Annotated in this window: 25 protein-coding genes and 1 tRNA gene; 12 read left to right on the forward strand and 14 right to left on the reverse strand. The window is 57.3% G+C overall.

Annotation, left to right across the window (positions count from 1 at the left end; translation table 11 throughout):
- The first annotated feature begins 45 nt into the window (after positions 1–45).
- From QP971_RS01585 to QP971_RS01595, 3 genes are read left to right on the forward strand one after another with little or no spacing between them, the layout of a single operon-like run.
- Entirely contained in the window at positions 46–1,386 is a 1,341-nt protein-coding gene (locus tag QP971_RS01585; protein WP_349010344.1) for an ABC transporter transmembrane domain-containing protein, read from the forward strand.
- Entirely contained in the window at positions 1,386–3,128 is a 1,743-nt protein-coding gene (locus QP971_RS01590) for an ABC transporter ATP-binding protein (RefSeq protein WP_284791933.1), read from the forward strand. Before QP971_RS01585 ends, QP971_RS01590 begins: the two co-directional genes overlap by 1 nt.
- On the forward strand, positions 3,104–4,084 hold the full coding sequence (locus QP971_RS01595) for a CE1 family esterase (RefSeq protein WP_239274552.1): 981 nt from the start codon (positions 3,104–3,106) through the stop codon (positions 4,082–4,084). Before QP971_RS01590 ends, QP971_RS01595 begins: the two co-directional genes overlap by 25 nt.
- On the opposite strand, the gene QP971_RS01600 is transcribed toward QP971_RS01595, so the two are convergent.
- Complete coding sequence (locus tag QP971_RS01600) at positions 4,081–5,340, reverse strand: site-specific DNA-methyltransferase (protein ID WP_284791921.1); 1,260 nt, start codon at positions 5,338–5,340, stop codon at positions 4,081–4,083. The genes QP971_RS01595 and QP971_RS01600 overlap by 4 nt on opposite strands.
- A gap of 335 nt (positions 5,341–5,675) precedes the next feature.
- Here QP971_RS01600 and QP971_RS01605 point away from each other — a divergent pair, with 335 nt between their 5' ends.
- On the forward strand, positions 5,676–5,849 hold the full coding sequence (locus QP971_RS01605; RefSeq protein ID WP_080970414.1) for an antitoxin: 174 nt from the start codon (positions 5,676–5,678) through the stop codon (positions 5,847–5,849).
- Positions 5,850–6,055: 206 nt separating this feature from the next.
- Positions 6,056–7,438 (forward strand): hypothetical protein, encoded by a 1,383-nt coding sequence (locus QP971_RS01610; RefSeq protein ID WP_284810665.1) that lies wholly within the window; start codon positions 6,056–6,058, stop codon positions 7,436–7,438.
- 43 nt (positions 7,439–7,481) lie between these two features.
- Here the strand turns inward: QP971_RS01610 and QP971_RS01615 are convergent, their stop codons facing one another.
- Genes QP971_RS01615 through QP971_RS01630 form a run of 4 tightly spaced genes read right to left on the reverse strand, consistent with a single transcriptional unit; the run spans position 7,482 to position 10,982 of the window.
- Positions 7,482–8,090, reverse strand: a complete 609-nt coding sequence (locus tag QP971_RS01615; protein WP_284791919.1) for a response regulator transcription factor — start codon at positions 8,088–8,090, stop codon at positions 7,482–7,484.
- The gene (locus QP971_RS01620) at positions 8,083–9,228 is read right to left on the reverse strand and encodes a sensor histidine kinase (protein ID WP_284810667.1); all 1,146 of its coding nucleotides are present in this window, start codon (positions 9,226–9,228) and stop codon (positions 8,083–8,085) included. Before QP971_RS01620 ends, QP971_RS01615 begins: the two co-directional genes overlap by 8 nt.
- A complete protein-coding gene (locus QP971_RS01625) occupies positions 9,228–10,019 on the reverse strand; it encodes an ABC transporter permease (protein ID WP_284788677.1) in 792 nt (263 codons plus the stop codon). Before QP971_RS01625 ends, QP971_RS01620 begins: the two co-directional genes overlap by 1 nt.
- A 39-nt stretch (positions 10,020–10,058) precedes the next feature.
- Positions 10,059–10,982, reverse strand: a complete 924-nt coding sequence (locus QP971_RS01630) for an ABC transporter ATP-binding protein (protein ID WP_284810668.1) — start codon at positions 10,980–10,982, stop codon at positions 10,059–10,061.
- Between the two features lie 70 nt (positions 10,983–11,052).
- Here QP971_RS01630 and QP971_RS01635 point away from each other — a divergent pair, with 70 nt between their 5' ends.
- Positions 11,053–11,646, forward strand: coding sequence for a cadmium resistance transporter (locus QP971_RS01635; protein WP_431831070.1), 594 nt, complete (start codon positions 11,053–11,055; stop codon positions 11,644–11,646).
- Positions 11,647–11,696: 50 nt separating this feature from the next.
- Here QP971_RS01635 and QP971_RS01640 read toward each other — a convergent pair.
- The 3 genes from QP971_RS01640 to QP971_RS01650 all read right to left on the reverse strand — a co-directional run bounded on the left by QP971_RS01640 (position 11,697) and on the right by QP971_RS01650 (position 13,388).
- Positions 11,697–11,770, reverse strand: a tRNA-Pro gene (locus tag QP971_RS01640).
- 71 nt (positions 11,771–11,841) lie between these two features.
- Positions 11,842–12,231, reverse strand: coding sequence for a YchJ family protein (locus QP971_RS01645; protein ID WP_239274287.1), 390 nt, complete (start codon positions 12,229–12,231; stop codon positions 11,842–11,844).
- Positions 12,231–13,388, reverse strand: a complete 1,158-nt coding sequence (locus QP971_RS01650; RefSeq protein WP_239274286.1) for an alpha/beta hydrolase family protein — start codon at positions 13,386–13,388, stop codon at positions 12,231–12,233. Before QP971_RS01650 ends, QP971_RS01645 begins: the two co-directional genes overlap by 1 nt.
- An 87-nt stretch (positions 13,389–13,475) precedes the next feature.
- Here QP971_RS01650 and secA2 point away from each other — a divergent pair, with 87 nt between their 5' ends.
- The 5 genes from secA2 (at position 13,476) to QP971_RS01675 (ending at position 18,475) form a co-directional block, all read left to right on the forward strand.
- Positions 13,476–15,767, forward strand: a complete 2,292-nt coding sequence (secA2, locus tag QP971_RS01655) for an accessory Sec system translocase SecA2 (protein ID WP_284810670.1) — start codon at positions 13,476–13,478, stop codon at positions 15,765–15,767.
- Between the two features lie 85 nt (positions 15,768–15,852).
- The gene (gene odhI, locus QP971_RS01660) at positions 15,853–16,287 is read left to right on the forward strand and encodes an oxoglutarate dehydrogenase inhibitor Odhl (RefSeq protein WP_239274284.1); all 435 of its coding nucleotides are present in this window, start codon (positions 15,853–15,855) and stop codon (positions 16,285–16,287) included.
- Between the two features lie 99 nt (positions 16,288–16,386).
- Positions 16,387–17,133, forward strand: a complete 747-nt coding sequence (gene ftsR, locus QP971_RS01665; protein WP_269954259.1) for a transcriptional regulator FtsR — start codon at positions 16,387–16,389, stop codon at positions 17,131–17,133.
- A 38-nt stretch (positions 17,134–17,171) separates the two neighbouring features.
- On the forward strand, positions 17,172–17,765 hold the full coding sequence (locus QP971_RS01670) for a bifunctional nuclease family protein (protein WP_284788664.1): 594 nt from the start codon (positions 17,172–17,174) through the stop codon (positions 17,763–17,765).
- 146 nt (positions 17,766–17,911) lie between these two features.
- Positions 17,912–18,475, forward strand: coding sequence for a MerR family transcriptional regulator (locus QP971_RS01675; RefSeq protein ID WP_198493025.1), 564 nt, complete (start codon positions 17,912–17,914; stop codon positions 18,473–18,475).
- 284 nt (positions 18,476–18,759) lie between these two features.
- On the opposite strand, the gene QP971_RS01680 is transcribed toward QP971_RS01675, so the two are convergent.
- From QP971_RS01680 to gndA, 4 genes are all read right to left on the reverse strand, one after another.
- A complete protein-coding gene (locus tag QP971_RS01680; RefSeq protein WP_284810671.1) occupies positions 18,760–19,614 on the reverse strand; it encodes a hypothetical protein in 855 nt (284 codons plus the stop codon).
- Positions 19,615–19,654: 40 nt separating this feature from the next.
- On the reverse strand, positions 19,655–20,503 hold the full coding sequence (locus QP971_RS01685) for a 3-methyladenine DNA glycosylase (protein WP_284810672.1): 849 nt from the start codon (positions 20,501–20,503) through the stop codon (positions 19,655–19,657).
- A 19-nt stretch (positions 20,504–20,522) separates the two neighbouring features.
- Positions 20,523–21,821 (reverse strand): DEAD/DEAH box helicase, encoded by a 1,299-nt coding sequence (locus tag QP971_RS01690; RefSeq protein WP_239274278.1) that lies wholly within the window; start codon positions 21,819–21,821, stop codon positions 20,523–20,525.
- 108 nt (positions 21,822–21,929) lie between these two features.
- Complete coding sequence (gndA, locus tag QP971_RS01695) at positions 21,930–23,381, reverse strand: NADP-dependent phosphogluconate dehydrogenase (RefSeq protein WP_005324746.1); 1,452 nt, start codon at positions 23,379–23,381, stop codon at positions 21,930–21,932.
- Positions 23,382–23,440: 59 nt separating this feature from the next.
- On the opposite strand from gndA, the gene QP971_RS01700 reads away from it, so the two are divergent.
- On the forward strand, positions 23,441–23,887 hold the full coding sequence (locus tag QP971_RS01700) for a PaaI family thioesterase (protein WP_198493027.1): 447 nt from the start codon (positions 23,441–23,443) through the stop codon (positions 23,885–23,887).
- On the opposite strand, the gene QP971_RS01705 is transcribed toward QP971_RS01700, so the two are convergent.
- Together QP971_RS01705 and QP971_RS01710 are read right to left on the reverse strand one after the other, a co-directional pair.
- Positions 23,884–25,050, reverse strand: a complete 1,167-nt coding sequence (locus QP971_RS01705; protein WP_284810675.1) for a saccharopine dehydrogenase family protein — start codon at positions 25,048–25,050, stop codon at positions 23,884–23,886. The genes QP971_RS01700 and QP971_RS01705 overlap by 4 nt on opposite strands.
- A gap of 23 nt (positions 25,051–25,073) precedes the next feature.
- The gene (locus QP971_RS01710; protein ID WP_284810676.1) at positions 25,074–26,147 is read right to left on the reverse strand and encodes a magnesium and cobalt transport protein CorA; all 1,074 of its coding nucleotides are present in this window, start codon (positions 26,145–26,147) and stop codon (positions 25,074–25,076) included.
- Between the last annotated feature and the right edge of the window lie 89 nt (positions 26,148–26,236).

Below are 26,236 nucleotides of genomic sequence, written 5' to 3' on the forward strand. Positions count from 1 at the left end.
ACTGTCTTTTCTCGTCCATCCCTCACTGTGCCGGCCGCACTCTGCATGGCTGTATCTTTTCTGCTTAACGGATCGACTCCAGTGATAGTGGGACATGCCATTGATGAAGCTGTCTCGGAAGGTGACGTTGACCGACTAGGCATGTGGCTGGTGGTATTGGGAGCAGCTTTTGGTCTTAATGCCATAGCCGCATGGTTCGGACGCGGCCTTAACGCGCGAGCCATGCTAGTAATTGGGCACGATGTTCGCATGGCCATCACGGATAGGATTCAGGATCCGCGGGGCATTGCAGGCGAGCCCCGCAGCGCCGGCGAGCTGCTGGCCATCGCCTCCACGGACGCACGGCGCGTGCAGAATGCCGTAATGATGACGGTCTTTCCCGTCGCTGAGATCACCGCCATTGTGTATGTGGCGATCATGGCTAGCCGTATTAACCTGCCTTTAGGCATCGCTATTTTGTGTGGCGGGCCGTTAATGGTGTGGGGCTCTGTGCGGGCGGCAAAGCCTCTGCGTACGCGTTCCGGAGTCCGCCAAGCGGCGTTGGCGAAGGCCAGTTCCATGGCCACCGATGTGGTCCAGGGCCTGCGGCTCCTTAAGGGCCTGGGTGCAGTAGCCACTGTCAGTAACCGATATTCCACGGTGTCTGGAGCTACCTTCGAACGAACAGTAGAGGCCAATGCTGCCCAAGCGCGACTTAATGCGACTACGGAGATTGTGGGCTCGGTGTATGTCATTGCGGTGGGCATTGGTGCAGGCGTGATGGCCATGCACTCCATGGTGAGCGTAGGTGAACTCATTACGGTTATCGGCCTCACGCAATTCATTATCACCCCGATGACGATGCTGGGCCGAAATATCGCTTCGCGGTGGGCGGCCGCACAGTCAAGCGCAGAGCGTATTATTGCCGTCCTCGCCGCACCCGGGGTAGAGAAAAGTGAACCGCAGGTTCCGGCCCTCGCTCCTGGGGTCAACGTGGTGCCCGAGCCTATTCCAGAGGATCTCATCTTCTTGCCGCGCGAGCGGTTCCTGGTTGTTCCACACGAAACTATGCTTTTTGAGGGGACTGTGCGGGACAATATTCATCCGGATAGCGCAAGGGCACAACGAGCCCTCTTCGTAGCTGCGGGCGAAGATATACCGGGCGGGTTGGACCGCCAGGCGGGAGAAGGCGGCCGAAACCTCTCCGGCGGACAACAACAGCGCGTAGCGCTGGCACGAGCCATTGCGGCGGACGCGGAGATCTTAGTTTTAGCCGATCCAACAACCGCCGTGGACTCGGTGACCGAGCAGGAAATTGCCCAGCGGGTGGCGCATCACCGCGGGCCTAAGCCCACGCTTGTCTTCACCACCTCGCCGGCGTGGGCAGCAGTAGGGGCAGAGCTATGATGCGGTTTCCTACGGCCTCCTGGCCTCAAGTGCGTAAGGAAGTGGGTCGCCAGCTTTCCGGCGTCCCCGGTGCCCGCTGCCAAGCCGCAGCGGCCTTAGCCTTGCTTACCGCAGGGGCCGGCAGCAATGTAGCGATTCCCATCCTGTTGGGAAAGATCGTCGACGCAGTCATTACTCAGGGCGCCATTGTACCCATTGGTATTTCCTTAGTTCTGGTGGCCGCGGTCTCGGCATTGTTTTCCGCGGCAGGGTTCTATGTCCTTTCGCGCCTGAGCGAACGCGTGATCTCCGCTTTGCGCGAAGATATGGTTTCTACCGCTCTCCGCCTGCCTACCCACCGTGTGGAGGAAGCCGGCACTGGGGATTTGGTCTCTCGCTCTACCGATGATGTAGCAGAACTCTCTGCTGCCGTCACCGAGACCGTCCCCGTGCTGGCCAAATCTGCCTTCGCTATCGCAACTACGGGGGTGGCACTAATCAGCCTCAATTGGCAATACCTACTGGTCGTAGGTGCAGTTGCGCCGCTTTATGTATTTGCCGCGCGCCAGTACCTGCAGCGCGCTCCGCAGCGCTATACCGACGAACGCGCTGCCATGGCGGAACGGGCGCGCAGACTCCTGGAGGCAATTCGCGGGCGAAAGACTGTGCGCGCCTTTGGCATGGAAGATCAGATGCACGTTGGGATTGAACGTGCCTCCGCACAGGTGGTGGACAAGGGGTACGCCGCGCGAAGGACAATGATGGTCTTGCAGCTATGGATGACGGTCATCGAGTTAGTTATGCTGGTCTGCGGTTTGCTCATCAGCTTTTGGGTGGTGCAGGCTGGGGCGCTCACCGTTGGCGCAGTCACCGCGGCCATGCTCCTTCTTATTCGCTTGCGGGGCCCGCTTATGGGATTGATGCGAGTAATCGATACCGTTCAATCCGGCTATGCGTCTCTGTCTCGAATAGTTGGGGTGGTCATGGATCCGCCACGGGCGGTGCCAGACTTCGGCGCGCCGACCCCAGGTGGGGTTGCCGAATTAAAAGAAGTGAGCTTCAGCTACGATGACGGCGGCTGGGCTGTGCAAGACGTGAACCTTAAGCTTCCCGCTGGACACACCGTAGCTTTAGTGGGAGCCTCTGGTGCGGGAAAGACCACGGTCGCTGCTCTTCTGGCCGGACTGCGAGTCCCGGCTACCGGAACAGTCTTGGTGGATGGAGTAGAGGTATCGGCCCTTTCTGATTCCGAAAGGGTGGCGCGTTTAGCGATGATTTCCCAAGAGGTTCACGTATTCTCAGGAACCCTGCGCGAAGATTTGTCCTTGGCCGCCCCGCAAGCCTCAGACGCACAAATGGAAGATGCACTACAGCGCGTCGGCGCACAGTGGTATGCGCGGTTAGAGGAGGGCCTAGATACGGTCATTGGAGCTCGGGGAATCCGCCTTGACCCAGTAGCAGCACAGCAGCTTGCGCTGGCGCGAATATTGCTTTTAGATCCCAAGATCGTCATCATGGATGAGGCCACCGCAGAGGCCGGTTCGGTGGGGGCGGAAGCTCTGGAAGAAGTCGCGACAGAGGTCACCCGTAGGCGAACCGCACTGATAGTGGCGCACCGATTAGACCAAGCCGCACGAGCCGATAGCATCGCCGTGATGGCTAACGGGCGGGTGGTGGAGCAAGGCAGTCACCACGAACTGTTAGATTATGGTGGCCGTTATAAGCAACTATGGACCGCATGGCAGAAGGGACGACAGAGATGAACGCGAGGTCGCTACGGGCCCTAGTTGGTGCGGTAGCAGTGAGTTTCCTTGCGGTTGCCGGCGCATCATGTTCGGCCGATTCGCCCGACTCCGCGCCCCAAGCAGGCCCAACTGAGACGAAAAACCTAGGGATTCCAACCTCCGCACCGCTAAGCGGACCCGAACCAGGAAGCTATACCACCGTTAATCTGCCATCGGGCCGTTCCTTTATCCTCAGCGTGCCCAAGGACTACACGGGGGAGAAAAAGTGGCCCATCGTCCTGGCCTTTCCAGGCTGGGGTCAATCTGCCGAAAATCTCCGTGGCTATTCCCGCCTCGATGCCGCTGATGCCATCACTGTTTTCGCAGAAGGTAAAAAGAAGGCTTGGAGCCCAGCTCCTTATGCCAAGACGTCAACCGCAGAAGACAAAAAATTTGTTCGCGACATCATTGATGCCGTTCGAGCAACGTATAGGGTAGATGACTCCCGGATTTTTGCTACCGGCATGTCGAACGGCGGCGGGTTTGCCGCCTACCTGGCCTGTCAGATGCCCGATGTTTTTAAGTCCGTGGCTACCGTTTCCGCTGCCTACTACCAAGATATTCTTAAAGACTGTGCCCATTCCCCCGTGGGGCGATTGGATATTCACGGCACCGTGGATCCCGTGGTGGGTTACTACGGTGGAACGCGCCATAAGACCAAGTACTATTCCGTGGAATCCGTGCTGGAACAAGACCGTAAACGCAATGGTTGCTCTACCAAGGTCGATACGACCCGCCTGGTCAACAATGCACTCGATATGAAGTGGAGCGGCTGTACCGCACCGCTTGAACACATCCGTATCGCCGGAGGCTCACACGTATGGCCCGGTGGTACAGCAGACGCGCACAATGAGGTAGGCAAATTCTTTGCTACCGACCGCGTCCTAGACTTCTTCGGTATTCCCGGTCGCCCGTCCGGTACCGCACAGACTTAGTCCGGTCTATAGACATGAAAGCTAGCGCCTGGAACCTTGCGTACCCTTTCAATGCAAATGTCTGCCACGGTAGAAAAGCCCGCGCGATGCGCAGCGCTACGCGGGGAGGTAGGCTCGGGAATTTGCACAAGGTGAAAAGACCGAGTGCCCCCATCGTCGTTATTGAGTTCTACTACTGCCTGCGCAGTGGTGCCGGATCCCGCAAAAAAGTCTAGGACGCGCGCATCCTTTCCACCCGCAATGGAAATGAGGTGCTTAATCAAGCGCACCGGCTTGGGAAACTCGAAAACGCCCTCTAGCCCCATGATGTCCTCAGCATCGCGGCGGCCGGTACGGGTCACTCCAAAGCGCTCCCCGTCAAGGATAGAGCGTGGGCGCGCTCCCACCTTCTGATAGTTCTTGGTATAGACAAAACCTCGCCGGAAGACGAGCTCATCGAAGCGCTGCTCAACCTTATCTCGGCCCCAGCGCCAACGGGCGACCTTTTCTTTTCCCGCCGGCTGGTGCGGCCAATACTCCTTGCCATCGGGACCGGAGATAGGGAAGTCGAGGGAGGGAAGATATCCAAGGGTTTTAGAGTCCAAACGCACCAAGGAATACTTCCCTTTGTCGTCCTCATGGTTGTATTTGGTGGAAGTATGGCCTTGGAGATCGACATTGAAACCGGGATTGTTAGGAGTACGGGCGTAGCACAGAATATATTCATGCTCTACCACCGCGTACTTAGAATCGTTCTTACCGGTGCCGGCCTTTTTCCAAATCAATTGGCCGGCAAAGCACTCCTCTCCAAAAACTTCATCGAGTACCTTGCGGGTATTGGCTACTTCGTCCTCTCCAATGGATACGAAAATAAAACCATTTGTTGACAATACTTGCCGGGCCAAGATGAGCCGGGGAAGCATCATAGACAACCATTGCGAGTGCCACTCTGCATAGCTCCCCGAGCGCATCTGCCGGCGCAAACGGTAATTGTCGCGGTAGACAAAGTCTTTTCCGGTGTTATAGGGAGGATCTATGTAAATGACGTCAAAGAGCTCTCCGCGGCTGGCAAGTTCCTGAAGTACTGGAAGATTATCTGCGGCAATAATCGCGTTGTCAGCGCCGACAGCTGTACTGAGCGCAGAATCACGCGTGAAATGGCGTGGCAGAGGGGTGCTAGCAGCTGCTCGAGCTGCCTCCTTGCCCGGCCATACTAAGCCAAAGAATTCCATGCCCGTCTCCGGAGTAGATAGTCGCGCTGGGTTAGTGGAAGCCATGGTGCAGTGCCTTCGTCGGAGAATCGTCGATACCGTCTAACGCTATCATTTGCAAGACTTAGGAAAATTGGCCTTTGGCTAAAATACTTCACCGCTTTTCCTTAAGCATAGCTAGGGCCGGGCTAAAGCAGCAGGCCCTATTGGGTGGTCGTTAGGCTGCGGGGGTGTCCACATACCCCTGAGGGCAACTTGGATATGGAGTAGTAAAACTTATTTGGTCTAGTGACCCAAAGAACTTTTCGGTGGCATGTTGGCCCAAGTGTCGGTACGTTGGGGCGTGTTGCCGGACACGGCAGCTATTAGATAAAGCTACAACTAGAAGAAAGGATAACCACATGGGTATCTTCGATAAGGCAAAGGATGCACTGAATTCCGACAAGGGCGAAGAGCTTAGCGACAAGGGCCTGGACAAGGCAGCTGACGCAGCTAAGGGCAAGCTGGGCGAAGACAAGGCTGACCAGATCGACAAGGCTCGTGACGCAGCTGACGGCAAGATCGGTAACGAGTAAATAGCTTCGCCCACTTAAAGGGCGAATGGCTACCTTCTATTTTGGCCCCCCAGCCCGCCAGGGCAGGGGGGCCAAAGCTATATAAAGACCAGCGGCATAAAGCTGGTAAAGGACTATATAGGTGCTCCCGCCTTTTTGTGAGAGACTCAACTTATAAAGTGAACGTATCCCAAGCAATTTTGCATGAGAGCGCTAGGATTATATTTGTGAACAATCTTGAAGGCGCCGTTTCCCATGCGGGCTCCACTAAGCAGCGCTTGTTGGAGCAGAGTGCCCGTATCCTGGCTAAGGGTGGGCGCGACGCTTTAAAGGTTTGTGCTGTGGCGGAGCAGATCGCTGTTCCAGTCGATGAAGCTAAGTCTTTCTTTGAAGATGACCACGACCTTTACATTCAGACCAGCCGGTTCTTGGATGAGCGTCTCCGAGTAGCGGCCTACGATGCACTCAATAAATTGCCGGATGACGCGACCGCGCTTCAGAAACTTCGCGAGTCTGCCAAGGTCTACTTCAACTGGGCAGTTGATAACCCCACTTACTTTGCAGCCTATAACAACTGCGAGACGGTAACGAGCTTTCCCAACTTTGAGGACGGCATCGAAGAGGTGAAAAGCTTTGATGCCTTCCCGCCCACCTTCCGCTGGATGCTTGAGCACATGCGGGAAGCAGCTATTGCAGCACGCGGCGATTTTGAGCACCGCCTGGTAGTGATCCAATCACTTACTTACTTGTCTGAGCTGCAGGGTATTACGCACTTGGCCACGTTCGGCATTATGCGTCATCTCTCGCCTGCGGCGAAGAAGCAGACCTTCAATGCTTGCATTGAGACTTTATTCTCTGGGTTGGAAGATAGCTTGCGTGACGGGGAGATTGCGCCCTTTGAACCGCTAGCACCCGTCGGGGATCCAGCGGAACCGTTTACTACAGCAGCAAAGGACATGCCAAAGTCTACGGCTGAGGAAAAGCGTGCAGCCATCTTCCGTGGTGCGGCCGAAAAGATTGCCTATAACGGTCTTCCTGGCTTGTATCTCGGCTCAGCTGCTGCGCGAGCAGGCGTAGATTTGGCAGACGCGGAGCATCTTTTCGATGGTGTTTCTCACCTGCTGCGTTCTTTGGAAGAGTCTTTGGATGAAGCCAATACGCTAGCGATCATGCGCCAGAACCAGGCCGTGCCAGAAGGATCCCACGGGCTGGATTATATTAAGGCAACCGGCTTCGGATATCTGGAGTATGCGCTGGAAGACCCTGTCGGCTTCGTCGCTCTCATTGAAGTATCAAGCCGCTCGATTGTCCCCGTCTCTTTCGATGAGTCCAGCGATACTGAGCAGCCATTTGATATGAGTAAGGCCTTTACCTTCATCATGAATCTGGCGCGCGATGCCATTTCTGAGTCGAATGGACCTCGATCGCCATGGATTCTTTTTACCCAGATTGCGGTGCTGTGGGCCTGCATCCACGGCCTCTCGCAGTTGAGTACCGTAGGAGCCCTGCGCCATCACTCGGCTAATTTCTACTTCAACCTAGCTTCCAAGGTGATGGACGTGGTTCTTCAGGGCATGGTCAATGTCCTCGAGCTAAAGAAGCCAGAATAGGAAACCAAGCAATAAAGGGGACCCGCAGCGGGCTCCCCTTTTTCTATATCCACCCCCGGGCATGTGCCGTAGTTGCTGCCTCAAAACGGTTCCCAGTTCCTGTTTTGGCGATGAGCGAAGAGACAATATTGCGCACTGTGCCAGTGCTCAGGTGAAGGTGTCCGGCAATCCGGCGGGTGTCGCTTCCCTCCAAGACATGACATGCGATCTCCTTTTCGCGTGCGGTTAGTGGATTGTCGGGCGTGAAAATAGTCTCTTGGGCCAGCGCAGGGTCGATGACCTTTAGACCGGCGTGCACTCGCCTAATGGCTTCGGCAAGTTGTTCGGGTGGGGTGTCCTTGACCACGAAGCCAGCTACGCCCGTTTCCAAAGCACGTTTGACGTAGCCACTGCGACCAAAGGTCGTGACAATCAGGCTGCGGCAACCCGTGCCCTCAAGTTCAGCGGCCGCATCAAGACCGTTCTTACCGGACATTTCAATATCAAGTAGCGCAACGTCGACGCCATGCTTGGCGACGAGCCCCGCAACCTCCGCGCCCGTTGCGCACTCAGCCACAACGCTGATATCTGGCTCTGTATCTAAGAGGGCAACTAGCGCCCCACGCACCAATGATTGGTCCTCAGCAATGAGAACTCGGATGGGATCAGTCATTACCTGAGCCTCCGGCGGTAGTAAGAGGAAGAAAGTCCGTGTCGCCATTCATAGTAACCAGGGCCAGAGTACAGCCATTGCGGTGCGCAAAGAGCAGCTGTCCGCCAGCATCTGTTATACGTTTGCGCAAACCGACAATCCCACCGTGGGCACGAGAAAGACTTTCGTCAGCGTCAAACCCGCAGCCATCGTCCACCACTTGGAGTTGGTGGTCTGTCACCTGGACCCAACAGTGCGCTGCGCCTGAGTGGCGGACCACGTTTGTGCTTAGCTCGCGCAGGGCCCAGGAAAATTCGGCGTCGTAAAGCCCAGCACTTTTGGCCGCAGATGGCAAGTGCGATGCAATGCCTGCAGTCTCGAGTGCCCTTTGGGCTGCGTGGATTTCTCCTTCAAAAGTGGGCATGCGCATCCGGGTTACTGTGGAGCGGACTTCCGCCAAGCCTCTCCGAGAAAGCGTGCTCACCTCCTGGAGCTCCTGCTGCGCCCGTTGCGGATCCGAATCTATTAGACGGCGGGCAAGCTCTGATTTGAGGTTGATAACGGTTAAAGAGTGGCCCAAGAGATCGTGAACATCGGTAGCGATATCCTCGCGTTGGCGTGCCAAGTCCAATTCATGCTCCAATTCAGCGCGGCTATCTTCGCGCTGGGAAAATGTACCTAGCAGCACTAGTAGTATTGGCCAGACGAAGAGGACTATCAGGGCCCAGCCGGTGCTTTCAGGAGCGAAGAACCACGTGGTGGTGGCGAGCACGGTCCCCACGAGCAGGGTAAGCGCTAATGCTCGGCGTAGCGGAAGGTTAAAGCCGAGCAGCGCCGCAAGGTAAGGCACAAACGTGACGGCTATTATCCCGAAGAAACCAATTGATATCGCTGCAATGGCCGCGAGCGACACCCAGTAAAGCCCGATCCGCTGTCCTAACCGCCATCCGCGTGGGTAGTAGCCCACTGCGCCAAAAGAAAAGAAGTAGACAGCACTAAACGCTAAAACGCACGCAGAAGCCCCAATTCGTTCAGTGAGCGTCGTGCCCGGCGCGGCAAAGGTCATCACCAACCCGGGAACGAGGAAGACCAACCATACGCTGGCGAAAAGAGCGCTATTGAGGCTAAAACCGCGCCACGGCTCGCGAAAGGGGTCCATTAACGGCGCGCCTTGTCGCGGGAGCGCAGCACCAGGCAAGCGGTGAGAAAGATGGTCGTCCATACCGCGAAGTTTAACCATGCGGCCCACATGGGGTGCGACACTGTGCCTTCCTCCCCGTTAAGAAACTGCATGCCTTCTGCAAGGGGCCACTGGGCGAGTACAACCGGGCCAAAGAGGGGAGTGAAGCGGCCCAATTCCATTAGCGGCTCGGTAAGTGGAGTGAATACATTGGCGGCAAAGAGGAAGAGGACAACGGAGGTCGAGGCGATTGCGACAGAATTGTCGGTGGGCAAAGCCATGGCCCACACCAAGCCATAAAAGCCAAAGGGAATGGAAACTAGGACGCAGGCGATAATGGCTAAAACCCATTGCTGTGGTTGCATTGCAGCTTGTGTCATGGCACCGGTGATAAACACCGCGGTGATGGGGAGCAGTGCCTGAAAGCCGATTGATGTGAGGTTTGCCCACAGAATCTGCCGTGGGTGTAGGGGAGTAAGTGCTAATTGGCGCGCCCACCCAGTCTTGGTATCTGTCACGGCGGAGCCAGCGGCAGATACGGATCCTGCCACGCCGCCGTAGAGGGCCATGCTAATCATCTCTAAGGCGGCGAAGTTTCCTCCTTTAAAGGAGGCATCGCCAAAATCCATCATGGTGCCAAAGAGCAGGTAGAAAAATACCGGCAAGAACGTGCTGAAAAACAGCGGAGTAAGGTTTCGGCGAAGGCGCAACAAGTTATGGATGGCAAACCCGAAAGTGCGCGCACTGGTTGTTGCTGACTGTGCAGTCATTGCATGTTCCTTTCACGAAGTAGCCAACGGAGAGACGGGTTAGGACTGGGATGATGTCAAAGCAAGAAATGCGTCCTCTAAAGAGTGTGTGCGAATAGTCAGGTCATGGGCCGAGGTGTGATTGAGAAGATAGCTCGCAAGTGCATCGGAGTCACGGGTGGTCATCCGAGCGTAGCCGCCAGACAAGGAAAACTCGGCGACGGTGGGTAGCTCTTTCGCATTTAGAGGTGTGCTGTCGAATTTCGCCTCGACTATGCGCTTGCCCGACTGTTCGCGCAGTTCTGTGGCCTTAGCATCTGCGCGCAGCTTTCCTTCATGCAGGAGAATTATTCTTTCTGCAAAATTATCTGCCTCTTCGAGGAAGTGCGTAGCGAAGACAATGGTGCGTCCCTGGTCTGCTTGTCTGTGCATGGTGGACCAGAATTCACGACGTGTATGAGCATCCATTCCAACAGTCGGCTCATCGAGTAATAAGATTTGGGGATTGCCCACAAGAGCGAGGGCGAATCGCACGCGTTGTTGCTCGCCACCAGAGCATTTTCCTACTGGGCGGTGCAGGATAAGGTCTAGTCCGGCCTGTCTGACAATTTCCTCGACTGGCAGGGGGTCAGGAAAGGTAGAGGAAATCATCTTGAGGGTGTCCAAGACTGTGAGCTCAGGTAGCAGGCCACCGGTTTGCAGCACGGCGCCAATCTGTGCCGCGCGGATCGCAGCGTGCGGTGTGTGTCCGAGCACGGAAATGTTGCCGGAGGTGGGTGTGGTGAGCCCGAGGATGAGATCGAATAGGGTGGTTTTGCCTGCTCCATTGGTGCCTAATAGGCCTACGATCTCGCCTTGGGCGATGCTGAAGGAAATATCGCTGAGCGCATGGACGGGGTGGGAGGACCCCGTGGCAAAGACTTTACTGACCCCGGATACGTCTATAGCCAGGGGTTGTGCAGTAGATGGATCTGTAGTTCTCATACCTGAAAAGTATCCGTAGCCAGAAAAAATAATGAATAGGCTCTGTCATCACATTTTCATGACAAGTGTCATGACGCGATCAGGTAGGAGAGTGCTTACTACTCTCGCAGCCGCTGCTGGACTATTCGTGGCCACCAACATCGATGACATTGTGGTGTTGTCCCTCTTCTTCGCCCGGGGTGCTGGACGCAAGGGCACGGCGCCCGCGATTCTGGCCGGGCAGTATTTGGGGTTTCTCGGCATACTAGCGGCCTCTGCCATTGTCGGATTGGGATTTAATGCCGTTTTACCTGAGGAATTGATTCGCTACTTCGGGCTCATCCCATTGCTTCTGGGCCTCTGGGCAGCGGGGCAAGCATTCCGGGGTGAAGATGACGATGAGGACGTTTCGGGCAAAAGGCTGAGCGCACTTGCTGTAGCCGGGGTGACTTTTGCCAATGGTGGCGACAATATCGGCGTTTATGTACCAGTGTTTACCACCTCTACGCCAGCTGAGGTAGCGATCTATTGCGTGGTCTTCTTAATCCTCGTGGCGCCCCTAGTGTGGGCAGCGCGGTTTGTGGCCACGCGGCCGGGCATTGCAGAAGCACTGGAAGAGTGGGAAAGCGTACTGTTTCCAGCGGTCTTAATTCTTTTAGGAATTGCGATCTTGCTTGTGGTGTAAACGCAGAATAGAAAAAGCCGGCACCGTGAAGGTGCCGGCTGAACTTTCTGTCGGGCTAACAGGATTTGAACCTGCGACCCCTACACCCCCAGTGTAGTGCGCTACCAAACTGCGCCATAGCCCGCCGTCGAACTGTGCGACTCGTCTAGATTACATCAGTAGGATTCTACTGTGAAATCTGGGGCGTAACCTGCGCTAAAACTCGCCGCTGGAGTAGACCCACGCGCCGCCGACACGGCGAAACGAAGAACGTTCGCGTTGTGAGCCAATGGCCGCGCCTTTATAAAAGGCCTCAAACTCCACTACGCCGGAATTATCGAGCAATCCGCCTGCTTGGGTGGCCAGGATATCGAGGCGATAAAACCGGACGGGAGAATCAGCCAAATCGAGTGTTGCAGGGCGAGTATCGGGATCCCACGTACGGAGGAGATAGGCTTCGTCGCCAGTAACAAAGGCGCTAAAGCGAGAGCGCATGAGCGCCTCCGCGGTAGGGGCATTGGTGCCGGCATGGTACTTGCCGCAGCACTCGCCGTAGGTCAGGCCGGCGCCGCACGGGCAGCGGCGCGAGGAATCATAAGCCGCCATTAGAGCGCGTCCACGTCCACGATGGTGACGTTGCCAAGCATGCGCTCAACATCGGTGTCCTTCGCGGCAGAGCGCAGCGTGGTTTCTTCTGACGCAGACAGGTTCCCTTTAAGCTCGATGCGGCGCTCAAAGCTGGCGGGGCCGGTTTGGGTGATGCTCACGTGGACGTCGTCAAGCGCAAGCCTCTTGCCGGCATCCTTGACTGCTTGGGTAGCGGCCGTGGCCAGCGCGGACATAATTAGGCCCTCGGCGGTAAAGCCCTTACCCTTGCCGCCATTCTTCTTCGTGCGGTCGGCACTGAGGCTGTGGTCATTGTGGCGGACGACCACGCCGAATTTGGTGCCGGTTGCCGGCTGCGCAACTGCGGCGTCGGTTCCTACTTCTTCTGGCCGATAGTCAGGAACGATAAACTGCTCGGCCCACGCACCGATGAGATCCGCAGCGCGAGCTGCCGTGCCCTGCTTGGTGAGCAGATGATCGGTCTTGTCCAAGGAAACCAAGGATTTGGGGTAGCGCGTGAGCAGAAAGATATTTTGCGCATTGTCTATGCCCACCGTTTGATCAATGGGCGAGTGCAATACCATCAGTGGCTTCCGGAGCTTGGGCAGGTATTCCTCGGGGTTAGTATCCGCCAAGTCCTCGAGGAACTTGCGGGAAATGATAAGGCCGCGGCCGCCGAGGATGACTTCCACCTCGCCGTTGGCATCGACCTCGCCGATTTTGTCCGCATAGTGCAGCACGGAGTGGGCAGGATCAAAGGGCGCGCCAATGGTGGCTACCGCCTTGAGTGATTTCATGGTGGTGGCCGCCTTCAACGCGGCGGCGCCACCTAGGGAGTGGCCCATGAGTAATTGTGGGGCAGAGTAGTTCTCCGTCAGCCAGGCGGCAGCGGCATGGATATCATCAACGTTTTGGCTAAAGGTAGTATCGCCAAATTCGCCGGCGGACTGGCCAAGGCCGGGAAAATCGAAACGCAAAGTGGCTATGCCGAACTCTGTGAGCTGTTTCGCAGTGCGGGCGGCGCCGGGAGTGTGGCGGGAGCCGGCGAAGCAATGGGCAAAAATGGCATAGGCGATCGGGGGAGAATCCGGGAAGTCGATGGTTCCGGCCATCTCAGTACCCCGGCTCGAAGGCAGCTTAACGTTGACGGATTGCATGAGAACTACAATAACGGGCCTCTTACCCGCAAGCCATACCAGGTTGACTACAGTCGATAAGAGCAATCCAAATAAGGAGGATGAGGTATGGGCGCGTTCGATTGGTTCTGGAAGGCAATGGGCTCGCAAAGCGAGCGTAACGATAAGAAATCCAAGGCCATCGTGGGTTCAGCCGATGAAGCGGCCCGGGCATTGGGCCAGCAGGACGACGCAGCTGTAGCCCAAGCTGCACGCGATGCCGTTGCAGGCGGCGAAATTGCAGATAAGGCACAGTTCCTCGCGGCCTTAGCAGTAGCGTGCGAGCGTACCCTGGGGATGCATCCCTTTAACGTCCAGTCCCAGGCCGTCCTGCGCCTACTTACCGGAGACGTTATCCAGATGGCAACCGGTGAAGGCAAGACTTTGGTAGGCGCCATGGCGGCTACAGGTTTCGCGTTGACTGGCAAACGCGTCCACGTTGTCACTGTCAATAACTATCTCGCCGCCCGCGACGCCGAATGGATGCGCCCTGTCGTGGAGTTCTTTGGCTTAAGCGTTGCCTCGGTAACTGAGAGCATGTCACCGGATGAGCGCCGCGCTGCCTACGCGCAGGATATTATCTACGCACCGGTCAACGAGCTGGGCTTTGACTTGTTGCGCGATAACCAAATTACCGACCGCTCTCACACGGTGCAGGCAGCCGGCGACGTTGCCCTCGTAGATGAAGCCGATTCCGTCCTAGTGGATGAGGCCCTTGTGCCCCTAGTGCTGGCCGGTAATCGGCCAGGTGAGGCCCCCACTGGGCACATCACCAATGTGGTTTCCCGGCTGCGCGAAAAGCTGGACTACTCCATCTCTGAGGACGGCCGCACCGTTCAACTGACCGAGACTGGTGCCCGCCGCGTGGAGCAGGAATTGGGCATTGATTCGCTTTATTCGGAGGAGAATATCGGCACCATCTTGGTGAAGGTCAACCTCGCCCTGCATGCCAAAGCCCTGCTTATCCGGGACATCCACTACATCGTGGTGGATGGCAAGCTACAGCTTATCGACGCCTCCCGGGGCCGCGTTGCCGACCTACAACGCTGGCCCGACGGGCTCCAAGCGGCAGTAGAAGCCAAGGAAGGCCTAGAGGTTTCTGAAGGCGGGCGCATCCTCGACACCATCACGCTGCAAGAACTTATGCGGCGTTATCCACGTGTGTGCGGCATGACTGGTACCGCGGTGGAAGCGACCGATCAGCTGCGGCAGTTCTATGGTCTTCATGTATCCGTGATCGGCCGCAATAAGCCGCTGCAACGCTTTGATGAGCAAGACCGCATTTTCGCGACAGTAGATGATAAATCCGCCGCCATCGTGGAGGAAATTGCCACCATTCATGCCACGGGGCAGCCCATCCTCGTGGGCACGCAGGATGTCGCCGAGTCGGAAGATCTGGCGCATGCTCTCCGCGATCGGGGAATTGAGGTCAATGTGCTCAACGCCAAAAATGATGAGCAGGAGGCACAGATCGTCGCCGAGGCCGGCGATATTGGACGCGTCACCGTCTCTACACAGATGGCCGGACGCGGCACCGATATTAAGCTGGGCGGTGCTCACGAGGCTGACCACGATGCTGTAGCGGAAATGGGGGGCTTGGCGGTTATCGGTACCTCCCGCCACCGCACCGCCCGCTTAGATAACCAGTTGCGCGGCCGTGCAGGCCGACAAGGTGATCCGGGCCTGTCCCTATTCTTCGTCTCCCTTGAAGACGATGTGGTCCAGCAAGGCGGCGACGGAGAGACTGTGCGTGCCCAACCAGCAGAAGACGGACGCATTCAATCCAAGCGAGTTAGCGATTTTGTGGCACACTGCCAGCGAGTGACCGAGGGCCAACTACTCGAAATTCATGCCCAGACCTGGAAGTACAATCAGCTCCTAGCCGATCAGCGCATCATTATTGATGAGCGCCGAGCCAAACTATTGGATACCGATCAAGCTTGGCAGGAACTATCCCAACGCGCTCCGGAGCGCACAGCAGAGCTACGGGAGGTCCCTGAGGAAGCACGCATCAAGGCCGCGCGCGAAATCATGCTCTATCACTTGGACTTGGCCTGGGCCGACCACCTAGAGCTTATGGACGATGTGCGCGAGTCGATCCACCTGCGCGCCATCGCACGAGAGACGCCGATCGATGAGTACCACCGCATTGCGGTGAGGGAGTTTAAGGACTTGGCCCAGCGGGCCGTCGACAAGTCTGTGGAGACTTTCCGCACCGTGCTTATCGACGCCGCTGGGGCGCACCTCGATGACGCTGGCCTTGCTCGTCCGAGTGCTACATGGACCTACATGGTGTCCGATAACCCCCTTGCGGGCAAGGGAAATTCCGTGCTGAGCGGCATCGGAAACATTTTCCGGTGAAATAATTCCCCGCGAAGGGGCCACGGACTCACATGAGTCGCTAGTATTGTTATAAGTAACTCGTAACTAATCCCCGGAGGTAACAATGAGCGAGAACACCGGAACCCCGGAACCACAGGTAGAGACCACATCTGTATTCCGCGCAGACCTGCTCAAGGAGATGGAAAACGGCGCGAATGGCAACGATACTCCCACTGCCGGCACCGACAACCTGGCGGAAGGTCAGGCCCTCCTCGTGGTAAAGCGTGGCCCGAACGCGGGTGCCCGCTTCTTGCTGGATCAGGCGACTACTACCGCCGGCCGCCACCCTGAGGCAGACATCTTCCTCGATGACGTTACGGTGTCCCGCCGCCACGCGGAGTTTCGCAAGAATGATGACGGCAAGTTTGAGGTAGTTGATGTGGGATCTCTGAACGGAACCTACGTTAACCGCGAGCCCCGCAACTCCCAGGTGCTCGAGGTGGGAGACGAAATCCAGATTGGCAAGTTCCGCTTGGTTTTCATCGCTAACCAGAGCTAATTTTTTCACGTAGACTAGCCGCGCTTCCTTATTAGGAGGGGCGGTGTAGTCTGCTTATGGCACGATAAGAACTTTCAGTACCCCTAAGAGATAGACACAGTGAGCGCAGCAGATTCTTCGGCAGCAGCAGTACGCCGCACCAGCCCTAAAGCTAAGAAGCCAAAGACCATGTCCATTGGCGTGGTTTTGGAGACGTTGAATCAGCAATTCCCAGACGTCACGGTGTCTAAGATTCGCTTCCTTGAATCTGAGGGGCTCATCAGTCCACAGCGCACGGCCTCGGGCTACCGCCGCTTCACCCAAGAAGACGTGGACCGGCTGCGGTATATTCTCACCACTCAGCGTGATAACTATACGCCGCTAAAGGTTATTCGTGAGCAGCTAGAAGCCATGGATTCCGGCCAAGTTACCGCGATCGTTTCCGCAGGAAATGCGGACACTCTGCTCTCGCCGCAGCAGTTTAAGGCCCCTGTGGTCACCCGTCTGACAGATGTGGAGGTAGCTACCCAGGCTAGTGCCAGCGAAGATGATGTAGCCTCCTTGGTTAAATATGGCCTCATCCGCCCGGATGCCGCCGGATTTTTCAATACCGACGACGTAGCCATCGTCTCTGCCGCCGTGGCGCTTAAGGCCTTCGGTTTTGGCGCCCGTGAACTTAAGTCCCTGCGCAATAACGCCCGCCGTCAGGCGGATCTGATCTCCCAGGCGGCGGCTCCCGTGGCGCACTCAAACTCTGATACCGCGCATCAGAAGGCGGAGGAAATCTCTCAGCAAATGACCGCTCTCGTGGTCTCCTTGCATGCGACGCTGGTGAAGTCGGATCTGCGCGAGGAATACCACTCCTAATACACACGTCCTCCCGTCTTTGTGGGAGAGTGGTATTTATGAGCGATGTATCCCTAGAGTTTCACGGTATCCACCAAGTCGGCCCCGAAGACGATGTGTGCGCTTTGCTGCGCTGGCCCGAAGAAGAGCGTTTGATTCCCGTGTGGATTTCTCCCATCGAGGGCATGCAACTGGCTGCAGTCTTAGACGGACACCAGCCAAACCGTCCCACCTCGCACGATCTTATCTGCGAGGTGCTAGAGGGCACTGGCGGGGTAGAGGCGATTGAAATTGCCAACTACCACCAGGGAACCTTCATGGTGGATATTAAGGCTCCGAACGGGGAAGTTTATGACTCTCGGTTAATCGATGCACTCGCGGTATCCGAATATTTCAACGTCCCTATTTCAGCCGAAGCAGATCTCCTTGCCCAGGTATCTGTTTATGCCAGCGATGCGGATGTGAAAGAGTACTTCGACCTAGAAATTTCCACCCCCGGCGCAGGCGATAATCTACCGACCAGCGAAAGCAGTGAATCCTCGACCTCAGCATCGGGAAATGCGCAGGCAGATGCCGATTTTGAAGCCATGATGAGGTCTTTGGGTATGGAGGAAAAGGATTTCCTTTCAGGGGATGATGACGAAAAAAGTTAATGACACGCGTGTGACTAATGGTGACAATGGGGTTTGAGAAGTCTAAAGTTGTACTTGACAGTTGAGCAAGCAGCGCTTGACGGGCGTATGCGCTTGGCTTTTAATTGATCTTTAGAACTTCCAACAAACCCCATTGGAGTAATTACGTGAGCATTAACGAGGACTCCCAGTCCGGATCCACCTATGTGCAGGAGTCGCTTTTTGACGTCGGGCCCGACGAAGAAGTGGGCTACCGCGTTCCCATCGCTTGCCAGGTAGCGGGCATCACCTACCGCCAGCTGGACTATTGGGCTCGCACCAACCTGGTCAACCCTTCGATCCGTACAGCGCGCGGCTCGGGTTCCCAGCGCCTGTACTCCTTCAAGGATGTACTGGTACTCAAGATCGTTAAGCGCCTGCTGGACACAGGCATCTCCCTGCAGAATATCCGTTTGGCAGTTGAGTCCCTTCGGGATCGTGGTGTCAATGACTTGGCAAAACTCACCCTCGTATCCGATGGCACTACCGTTTATGAATGCCGTTCCAACGATGAGGTGATTGACTTGCTCGCTGGCGGTCAAGGCGTCTTCGGCATTGCGGTTCCGGGCATCTTGAAGGAACTATCCGGCACCATTTCTTCCTTCCCTTCGGAGCGCATCGAAGACTTCGCCGAAGACAATGTAGTCGGCCTCGACGAGTTGGCTGCTCGTCGCAAGCGCAAGAGCTCCTAAGCTCGTCCACACAGAACCCACCCTGCTTCCCAGCTCACGGGGAAGAAGGGTGGATTTTTGATCTCTATCGCCATAAGAGCACCATGCAAAATAGTACTTTTCCGCGCTGTGTGGCTCGCAGGATTGAGGTCGAGCTCTGACTTAGAGCCCGAGCCGCCTCTGAGCTAATAACTGGTGAAGTACCCGTAGGTTCGCAGTGTAGGAGAGCACTAGTTACTATGGGCCGACAATAAAGACACCGAACGAGTCGTCGTTCGGTGCCGTGAAAAAGAAAGAGGCGCGTATTAGACTCCTGCGGCCTTAGTAATTGCTTCAGAGACCGTGGCCTTATCGGCTGAGTCAACGGAGGTGAAGCTATCAGCTGCGGACTTCAGTGCGGCATCGACATTACCTTCACCGACATGGATGACGCTGAGGGAAACGTCCTTGGAGGCGGCGTCTTCAAGAGCGGACGTGAATTGCGCCTCATCCATGTCTTGCTCGGTGCCAGTAGTTACTACGACTACCCGTGCTTTGTCGCCAGTTCCTGCGGCTTGATCGGCGGCATTCGCGACAGCTGCTACAACGGCGCTGCGCGTTTGCGGAACACCGCCGGTTCCAAAGCCACCGAGCGTGCCGGATACAGCGTTGCCATCGCCAAAGCCTAGGTTTTGGCGGAAACCAACCGCGGCGGTCTCAGAGATAGGAGAGGAGTAGTTCCACAACGAGACTGCCCCGCCGTCCGCGGCTAGGTCAGAAGCAGTGGTGCTCAAGGCTTCGGACACAGGGCCGTACATCGGCGCCATTGCCGAAGAGGTATCCAAGAGTAGGAGCGTATTTGCCGCCATCGTCACATCGGGTTTGGGAGCTGCTGCGGAATTCTTCGCTGGAGCGGAGCTCTTCGGGGAAGAAGAGCTCGTGGGCGCGGCGGACGTGGAAGCACTGGAGGCAGCTGTCGTGCTGGTCTCCGGTGCAGATTCGGTGCTGCTTTCCACTGCGGCGGGTGCGGCGGGTGCGGCGGAGTCTTCGCCGTCGTCGTTGCCCGCGTCGCGCAATAGGAAGACCACCAAGGCGACTATGGCCAGCAGAGCGATAATAGCCACCGCGATAACCCATCCCGCTACTGCGAAGCTATTTTTCCCGTTTGAATGCCGTGCCATGTGGTATTTTCCTCCCAAGCAAACTGCCGTTGTTAGTGGCTCATTCTAGCGGGGCAAGTGCCTGATCTATCACAGCGACAAGCCGGTCTCGCAGCGGCTTGGCTTTCTGTGCCAAGGTTCTCTGGCGAGAGACGTACTCGGCCTTGCCCTCAGGGGTTTCGATAGGCACGACGCCAAGTCCCCAATCACGGCAGTCATAAGGAGATGCCTCCATGTCAAGGATGCGTGCTTCAATCGCCAGATCCAGGCACTCAAGGAAAAGTTTGCCTGGAACTAGTGGTCCCAGCTTCCAGGCCCACTTATATAAATCCATTGTGACGTGTACGCAGCCTGCTTGGTCATTGTCGGGCTGATCTTCACGGTGCAGGACAGTGAGGTTAAGAGGCCGAGCGGGAGGAGTAAAGAACCGGAAGGCATCGTAGTGAGAACACTTAATTGAGTGCTCATCGACAACCCGGTTGGTGCCGTCCGCACCGAGCCGCAAGGGCAGCGAATGACGCGGGGAATCCGTGTGGTAAACCATTGCCCATTCATGCAGACCGAAGCAGTCAAAGTGGGCCGGATTGGTGGCAGAGCGCCGGAGCAGATTGGATATATAGCGAACCGTGTCACCACGACGCTCTAGAAAGCTGGCGAGGTCAACGGTGATGCCTTCTGGGGTGGCGTGGTAATTCCGCCATTCGGCGTGTGGAGGAGCGCCTTTAAGCGCTGTTCCAACACCTGGGTGCCAACGCTTTAGGTGAGAAGGTCGCACGGGGTAGTACTCAAAGAGAAAGTCGAAAACAGGGTGGTAGCTGCCAGGATGCCGGAAGCGCTCCAAGCGGTCGGTGGCTTGCTTTTCATGTTCATGCTGTTGAGCACTCCAGTCCTCAGGGCTCAAGATGCGCATGAGCGTTTACCTCCTTGACTTAGCGGCGACGGCGGCGGGCGACTTTGCCGCCCGAGCGGCGGCGTTGGGAATTGGACTTCTTGACAGGCTGTGCCGGCTTCTGGGGTGCGGCATGCCCTGGTGGGGGAAGGGCGGGGCCATTGGGTTTGCGAGCGCCCGTAACTTCCTTGAGTATTGGAGAGCCTGCAGGATTGTCACGGTGAGAAATATCGTGCTCCGTAGCTGTGACTCCGGCTTTCTTTATGAGCGCGGCTACTTCCTTGCGTTGTTCATCCATGACCAAAGTGACTACGGTACCCGCAGCGCCGCCGCGTGCCGTGCGGCCGGCGCGATGGAGATAGGCTTTGTGCTCTGCGGGCGGATCGACGTGCACGACGAGTGAAACGTCTGCAATATCGATACCGCGGGCGGCAATATCGGTGGCGACCACAACTGGAATGCTGCCATCGGCGAAGCCTTCGATTGCGCGGGTACGCGCGCCTTGGCCTTTATCGCCATGCAATGGATAAGCGTTGATGCCGGAGCGACGCAATTTCTTGACCTGCCTGTCCACGCCGTGCTTGGTGCGCATGAACATGATGGTTTTGCCTTGGCGGGCAGCAATGCGCAGCACCACCTCGTTGCGGGTGGGCCGCTCGCCGACGAAAAAGAGGTGATGGGACATGGAATCCACTGCAGCTTGCACCGGGGCAGTGGAGTGGACCACCGGATCGTGGAGGAATTGCTCCACCAGTTTGTTGACGTCGCCGTCAAGCGTCGCCGAGAACAGCAAGCGCTGGCCTTGAGCCGGAGTCAGGCGCAGAAGCTTGCGTACCTGGGGCAAAAAGCCCATATCGGCCATCTGGTCAGCTTCATCCAGTGCAGTAATCTGGACCGCATCCAAATGCAGTTTGCCCTGGTCAATTAGATCCTGGGCACGGCCAGGGGTAGCGACAAGAACATCAACGGGGCGGGCGAGGGAGCGGATATGGTGATTAATATTTACCCCACCCACGACAGCAAGCACTCTTAAGCCCAGCGTTGCCGCAGGTTCATCAAGGCGCTGATGAATCTGAGTAGCCAACTCGCGGGTCGGGGCGAGGATAAGCGCCCGGGGATGAGCAGGCTTGGAAGCACCGATTCCGGCAAGGCGGGCGAGCAGGGGCAAGCCAAAAGTATAGGTCTTGCCCGACCCGGTAGGGCCGCGGCCGAGTACGTCTTTGCCTGCAAGGGCGTCGGGAATCGCGGCTTTTTGAATAGGAAACGGTTCGGTAATGCCTTCGTTGTGCAGAACGTGTACCAGGCGCTGGGGAAGGCCGAGATCGGCAAAGGTAGTCATCGCTTTCCTATCCTATCGGCAGCGTGGCGGATCGCCGCATTCCACGAGAAAGACCTGCTTGGAAAAGGCGAAAGGGCCCCGAAGGGCCCCGATTACGTCACTGCGAATCTAGTCGGTTTGGGTCAGGCTGCGGTCACCGGACCACTCAATGTGGAAGGTGCCTGGCTTGTCGGTGCGCTTGAAGGTGTGGGCGCCGAAGAAATCGCGCTGGCCCTGAATGAGAGCGGCCGGCAGACGCTCGGCACGCAGGCTGTCGTAGTAGGAGAGAGATGACGCAAAGACCGGTGCCGGCAGTCCCAGCTGGGTAGCGGCGACGACCACGCGGCGCCATGGGTCGATGAGGTCTTCCAGCTCGCCCTTGAAGTAGGGATCGAGGATGAGGGCGGGCAAGTCCGCATTATTGTCATAGGCTGCGCGGATGCGATCCAAGAACTTGGCGCGGATGATGCAGCCGCCGCGCCAGATGGTTGCTAGATCGCGCGGGTCAACGTCCCAACCGAATTCTTCGGACCCAGCCTTAATCTCGTCAAAGCCCTGGGAGTAGGCAATGAGCTTGGCGGCATAGAGCGCGCGGCGCACATCCTCGATGAACTCGGCCTTGTCCACATCGAGCGCCTTGATGGTGCCGGCGGGAAGCTGGCCTTCTTGGGCGGCACTGCGCTGCGCGGTGGAGGAGGACAGCGCGCGGGCGAAGACGGATTCGGCAATACCGGTAATCGGAACGCCGAGTTCCAATCCATTGATGGCAGTCCAGCGACCGGTGCCCTTCTGGCCGGCGGCGTCCACGATGATGTCGACCAGCGGAGCGCCAGTCTCCGGATCCTTTTGGGCCAGAACCTCGGCGGTGATTTCAATGAGGTAGGAATCAAGGTCGCCGGAATTCCATTCGCGGAATACCTCTGCGATCTCGGCCGGCTCCATGCCTGCGCCATAGCGCAGCAGCTGATAAGCCTCGCCGATGACCTGCATATCGGCATACTCGATACCATTGTGGACCATCTTCACAAAGTGGCCGGCGCCGTCCGCACCAATGTGGGTTACGCACGGAGTGCCGTCCACGTTGGCAGCGATGGACTCAAGAATCGGGCCGAGGGTCTCCCACGACTCCTTGGGGCCGCCGGGCATGATGGCCGGACCGTTGAGCGCGCCTTCCTCGCCACCGGAGATTCCGGCACCGACGAAGTGCTTGCCGCGGGCGGCTACGTCCTTCTCGCGGCGAATGGTGTCAGTGAACAAGGCATTGCCGCCGTCGATGATGATATCGCCATCATCCATGGCCTCGGCCAGCTGATCGATGACGGCATCGGTGGCCTTGCCAGCCTTGACCATAATGATTGCCTTGCGCGGGCGCTCCAAGGAAGCCACAAAGTCTTCGATGGTTTCCGAGGGCACGAAGTTGCCTTCCTCACCGTGGGCCTCAATGAGTGCATGAGTCTTTTCAGGGCTGCGGTTATACACCGCTACGGTATTGCCGTTGCGGGCAAAGTTACGGGCCAAATTAGAGCCCATGACCGCCAATCCCACGACGCCAATCTGAGCAAGTTCATTCTTATCAGTCATGCTGCCTATCCTACGTCACTAGGCTGCGAGGCTGGCATCAATGGCTAGGCTGGTGGACTATGTCGGATACGCAGAAACTCAATGACTTGCTCCACCTCGCGCACACGCGAGTGCTCAACGCAGAAGAACTGGAGTCTCTCAATGCCTTAAACGGTGGCCTTGCGGAATTGCTAGGACTGCAGTTCACCCACGTGGGCCCGCGCGAGGTCCGTGCGAAACTGCAGGTGCTGCCGGAGCATCACCAACCTTGGGGAGTAGCCAACGGCGGGTTGTATTGCTCCATCGCAGAAACCGTGGCCTCCATTGCCAGCGTGGCGGCTGCCGACGCCCCCGCAGTCGGCGTCAATAACTCCAGCGACTTCATTCGCTCCACAGGCGAAGGCGAGTTAGAAGCCGTGGCCACGCCGGTGCAGCTGGGCGGCCGCACCCATGTGTGGAGCGTCGAGATGCGGCAAGGCCGCGAGCTTATCGCCCGCACCACCTTGCGCACTATGATTCTGCGCTAGTTCATCCGAGCGGCGGTAAAAGACATGCCGTGGGCGGAAAGCCGCTGCAGATAGGTCTTTCCAAGTCCGGTGGCCGGGGTGAGTACGCCGCCTGCGCGGCTAGTACCGGAGCGCGAATCGAGCAAGCAGAGCGCAGCCTGGCTCAGCATCATTGCGGTGACTTCATAGCCCGGGTCGCCTTGTGCCGACACGGTTGCTCGCCAGCGTTGGCCATCTTCGGTAATGCCGTGGTGGCTGACCTGGAAATGTGCGCCGTTAGGTCCGGGGGTGGGCAAGACCTTTTCCACTAGTGGGCGCAGGCGCGACTGAGTGCCATCAAAAAGTAGCTTGGTGGCGAGCGCCAGCCCATAGGCGCGGGCGCGACCGGGAAGACCGGTGCCAGCCCACCATGCTTCCTTGTAAAACAGGCGTGTGCCCCACGCGCGCCCGAGCAGAGCGTTAGAGCGGCGCACCACGCGGGTATTGAACATGGACATGAAAAATGGTCCTACCCAGCCCACGCCGTCGATTTCTTTGATTTCGAAGTCATTCTGGAGGCCGTCTAAGTGTGGCCCGGCCTTGGGATCCGGGTCCAGTGAGTAAGGATTGTGCAGGTTGCGGGCTACATCTTTATCCGCGTGCGCGGCATGCGAGACCTGCAGGGAAGACTCGATGGTGCCTGGTGAGATTCCGCCTTTGAGCTTGTCGACGACCATCTGCACCCGTGCAAACGGCTTTCCTGCCGCCTGGTAGAGATTGAGCATGCCAATATCCGAAGGGACGGAATCAAAGCCGCAGGAGTGAACGATGCGCGCACCCGTGGATTGGGCGGTGGCGTGGTGGGAATCGATGCTGCGGCGAATAAAGGGAACCTCACCGCAGAGGTCAACATAATCTACGCCATGGCGCGCGCAGGCGGCAACGACGTGGCCGCCATACAGGCTGTAGGGTCCGACCACGGTGATTAGTACCTTGGTATTTTCCACCATGTGCTCCACAGCGTCGGCATCATCGGCGGCGGCGATGGCGATGTCCCAGTGCTGATTGAGTTCATCGCGCAGCGCGGCGAGCACCGGTCGGTTCCGGCCGGCCAGAGTCACAGAGGGCGCGTTAATCGAGGCAAGGTAGCGCGCCACCAATTGGCCGACCAGCCCGGTAGCGCCGTAAACAGTGATATCGCTCATAGTGCACGAGCGTACCGGATGGATTAAAGCCAGTGGTTCTTTCGGAACCAAGCCCACAGGCCCACAACGACCAAGATCATAATGATAATCGCCATGGGGTATCCCAGCGCCCAGTGTAGCTCCGGCATGATGTCGAAGTTCATCCCGTAGATACCCGCCACCAGGGTAGGCGCGGCCCACATACCAACGACCGCGGAAATCGTGCGCATGTCGGAGTTCTGCTGCATGGTTACCTTGGCTACCGAGGCGTCGATAAGCGAAGTAAGACGCTCATCGAAGCTGGAGACCTGGTCCTTGACCACAAGCTCATGGTCGTTGACATCGCGCAGGTAGGAGCGCAATTGTTTGGAAATTAAATCCTTGTGGTCAGAAACCATGGACTTCAGCGCCACTGAGAGCGGGTCAATTGCATGCTTCATCTCCAGCACCTCACGCTTAAACATGTAGATGCGGTCCACATCAAACTTGAGGTTCGGGGTGAAGATTTCTTCTTCCAGCTCATCGACCTCGATACTGATAAGGCGGGAAATCTCCGAGTAGCGGTCCACCATCATATCCAGGATCTTCCAGGCCATGGCCACCGGGCCAAGCTCTACCAAATCCTGCTCATCTTCTACCGTATAAGCCAGGTTGGGCAGTTTTGCGCCGTGGCGCACGGTGATGATGAAGTTGGACCCCATGATCATCTGGATCTCACCCGTGGAAATGATCTGGCGCTTATCCGTGACCTCATCGTGATCGCGGTAGTTCACGGAACGCGCGACCACGAAGAGCTGATCATCGTAACGCTCGAGCTTAGGGCGCTGGTGGGCCATAACGGCGTCTTCCACGATAAGTTCGTGGATGCCGAACTGGGCGGCCACTTTGGTCATTTGGGACTCGTAGGGCTCATGGAGGCCCACCCAAATGAATCCGCGGCCGTATTCCTCTATGGCTTCCAGCGCGGAGCTGGTGGAATACTCCCCGGGAAGCGCCTCGCCATCCACAAAGACGCGGCAATGTTCGATGGCGCGCTCCGGTGGTACCGCCAGGGAAGTGGGCTTACTAGGAGGCTCGGATTTCTTGCGGCCCCTAAAGGGTGAAGGTACGGATGGCATCTTTTCAGCCTCCTTTGCGCGGTAGTGCGGGTATTTTCCCAATGGGCAGGCGGCGATTTTACGCAGCGGGTAAATCTTACACCGAAGTC

It is taken from the genome of Corynebacterium marquesiae (genome assembly GCF_030229635.1).
Classification (GTDB): Bacteria; Actinomycetota; Actinomycetes; order Mycobacteriales; family Mycobacteriaceae; genus Corynebacterium; species Corynebacterium marquesiae.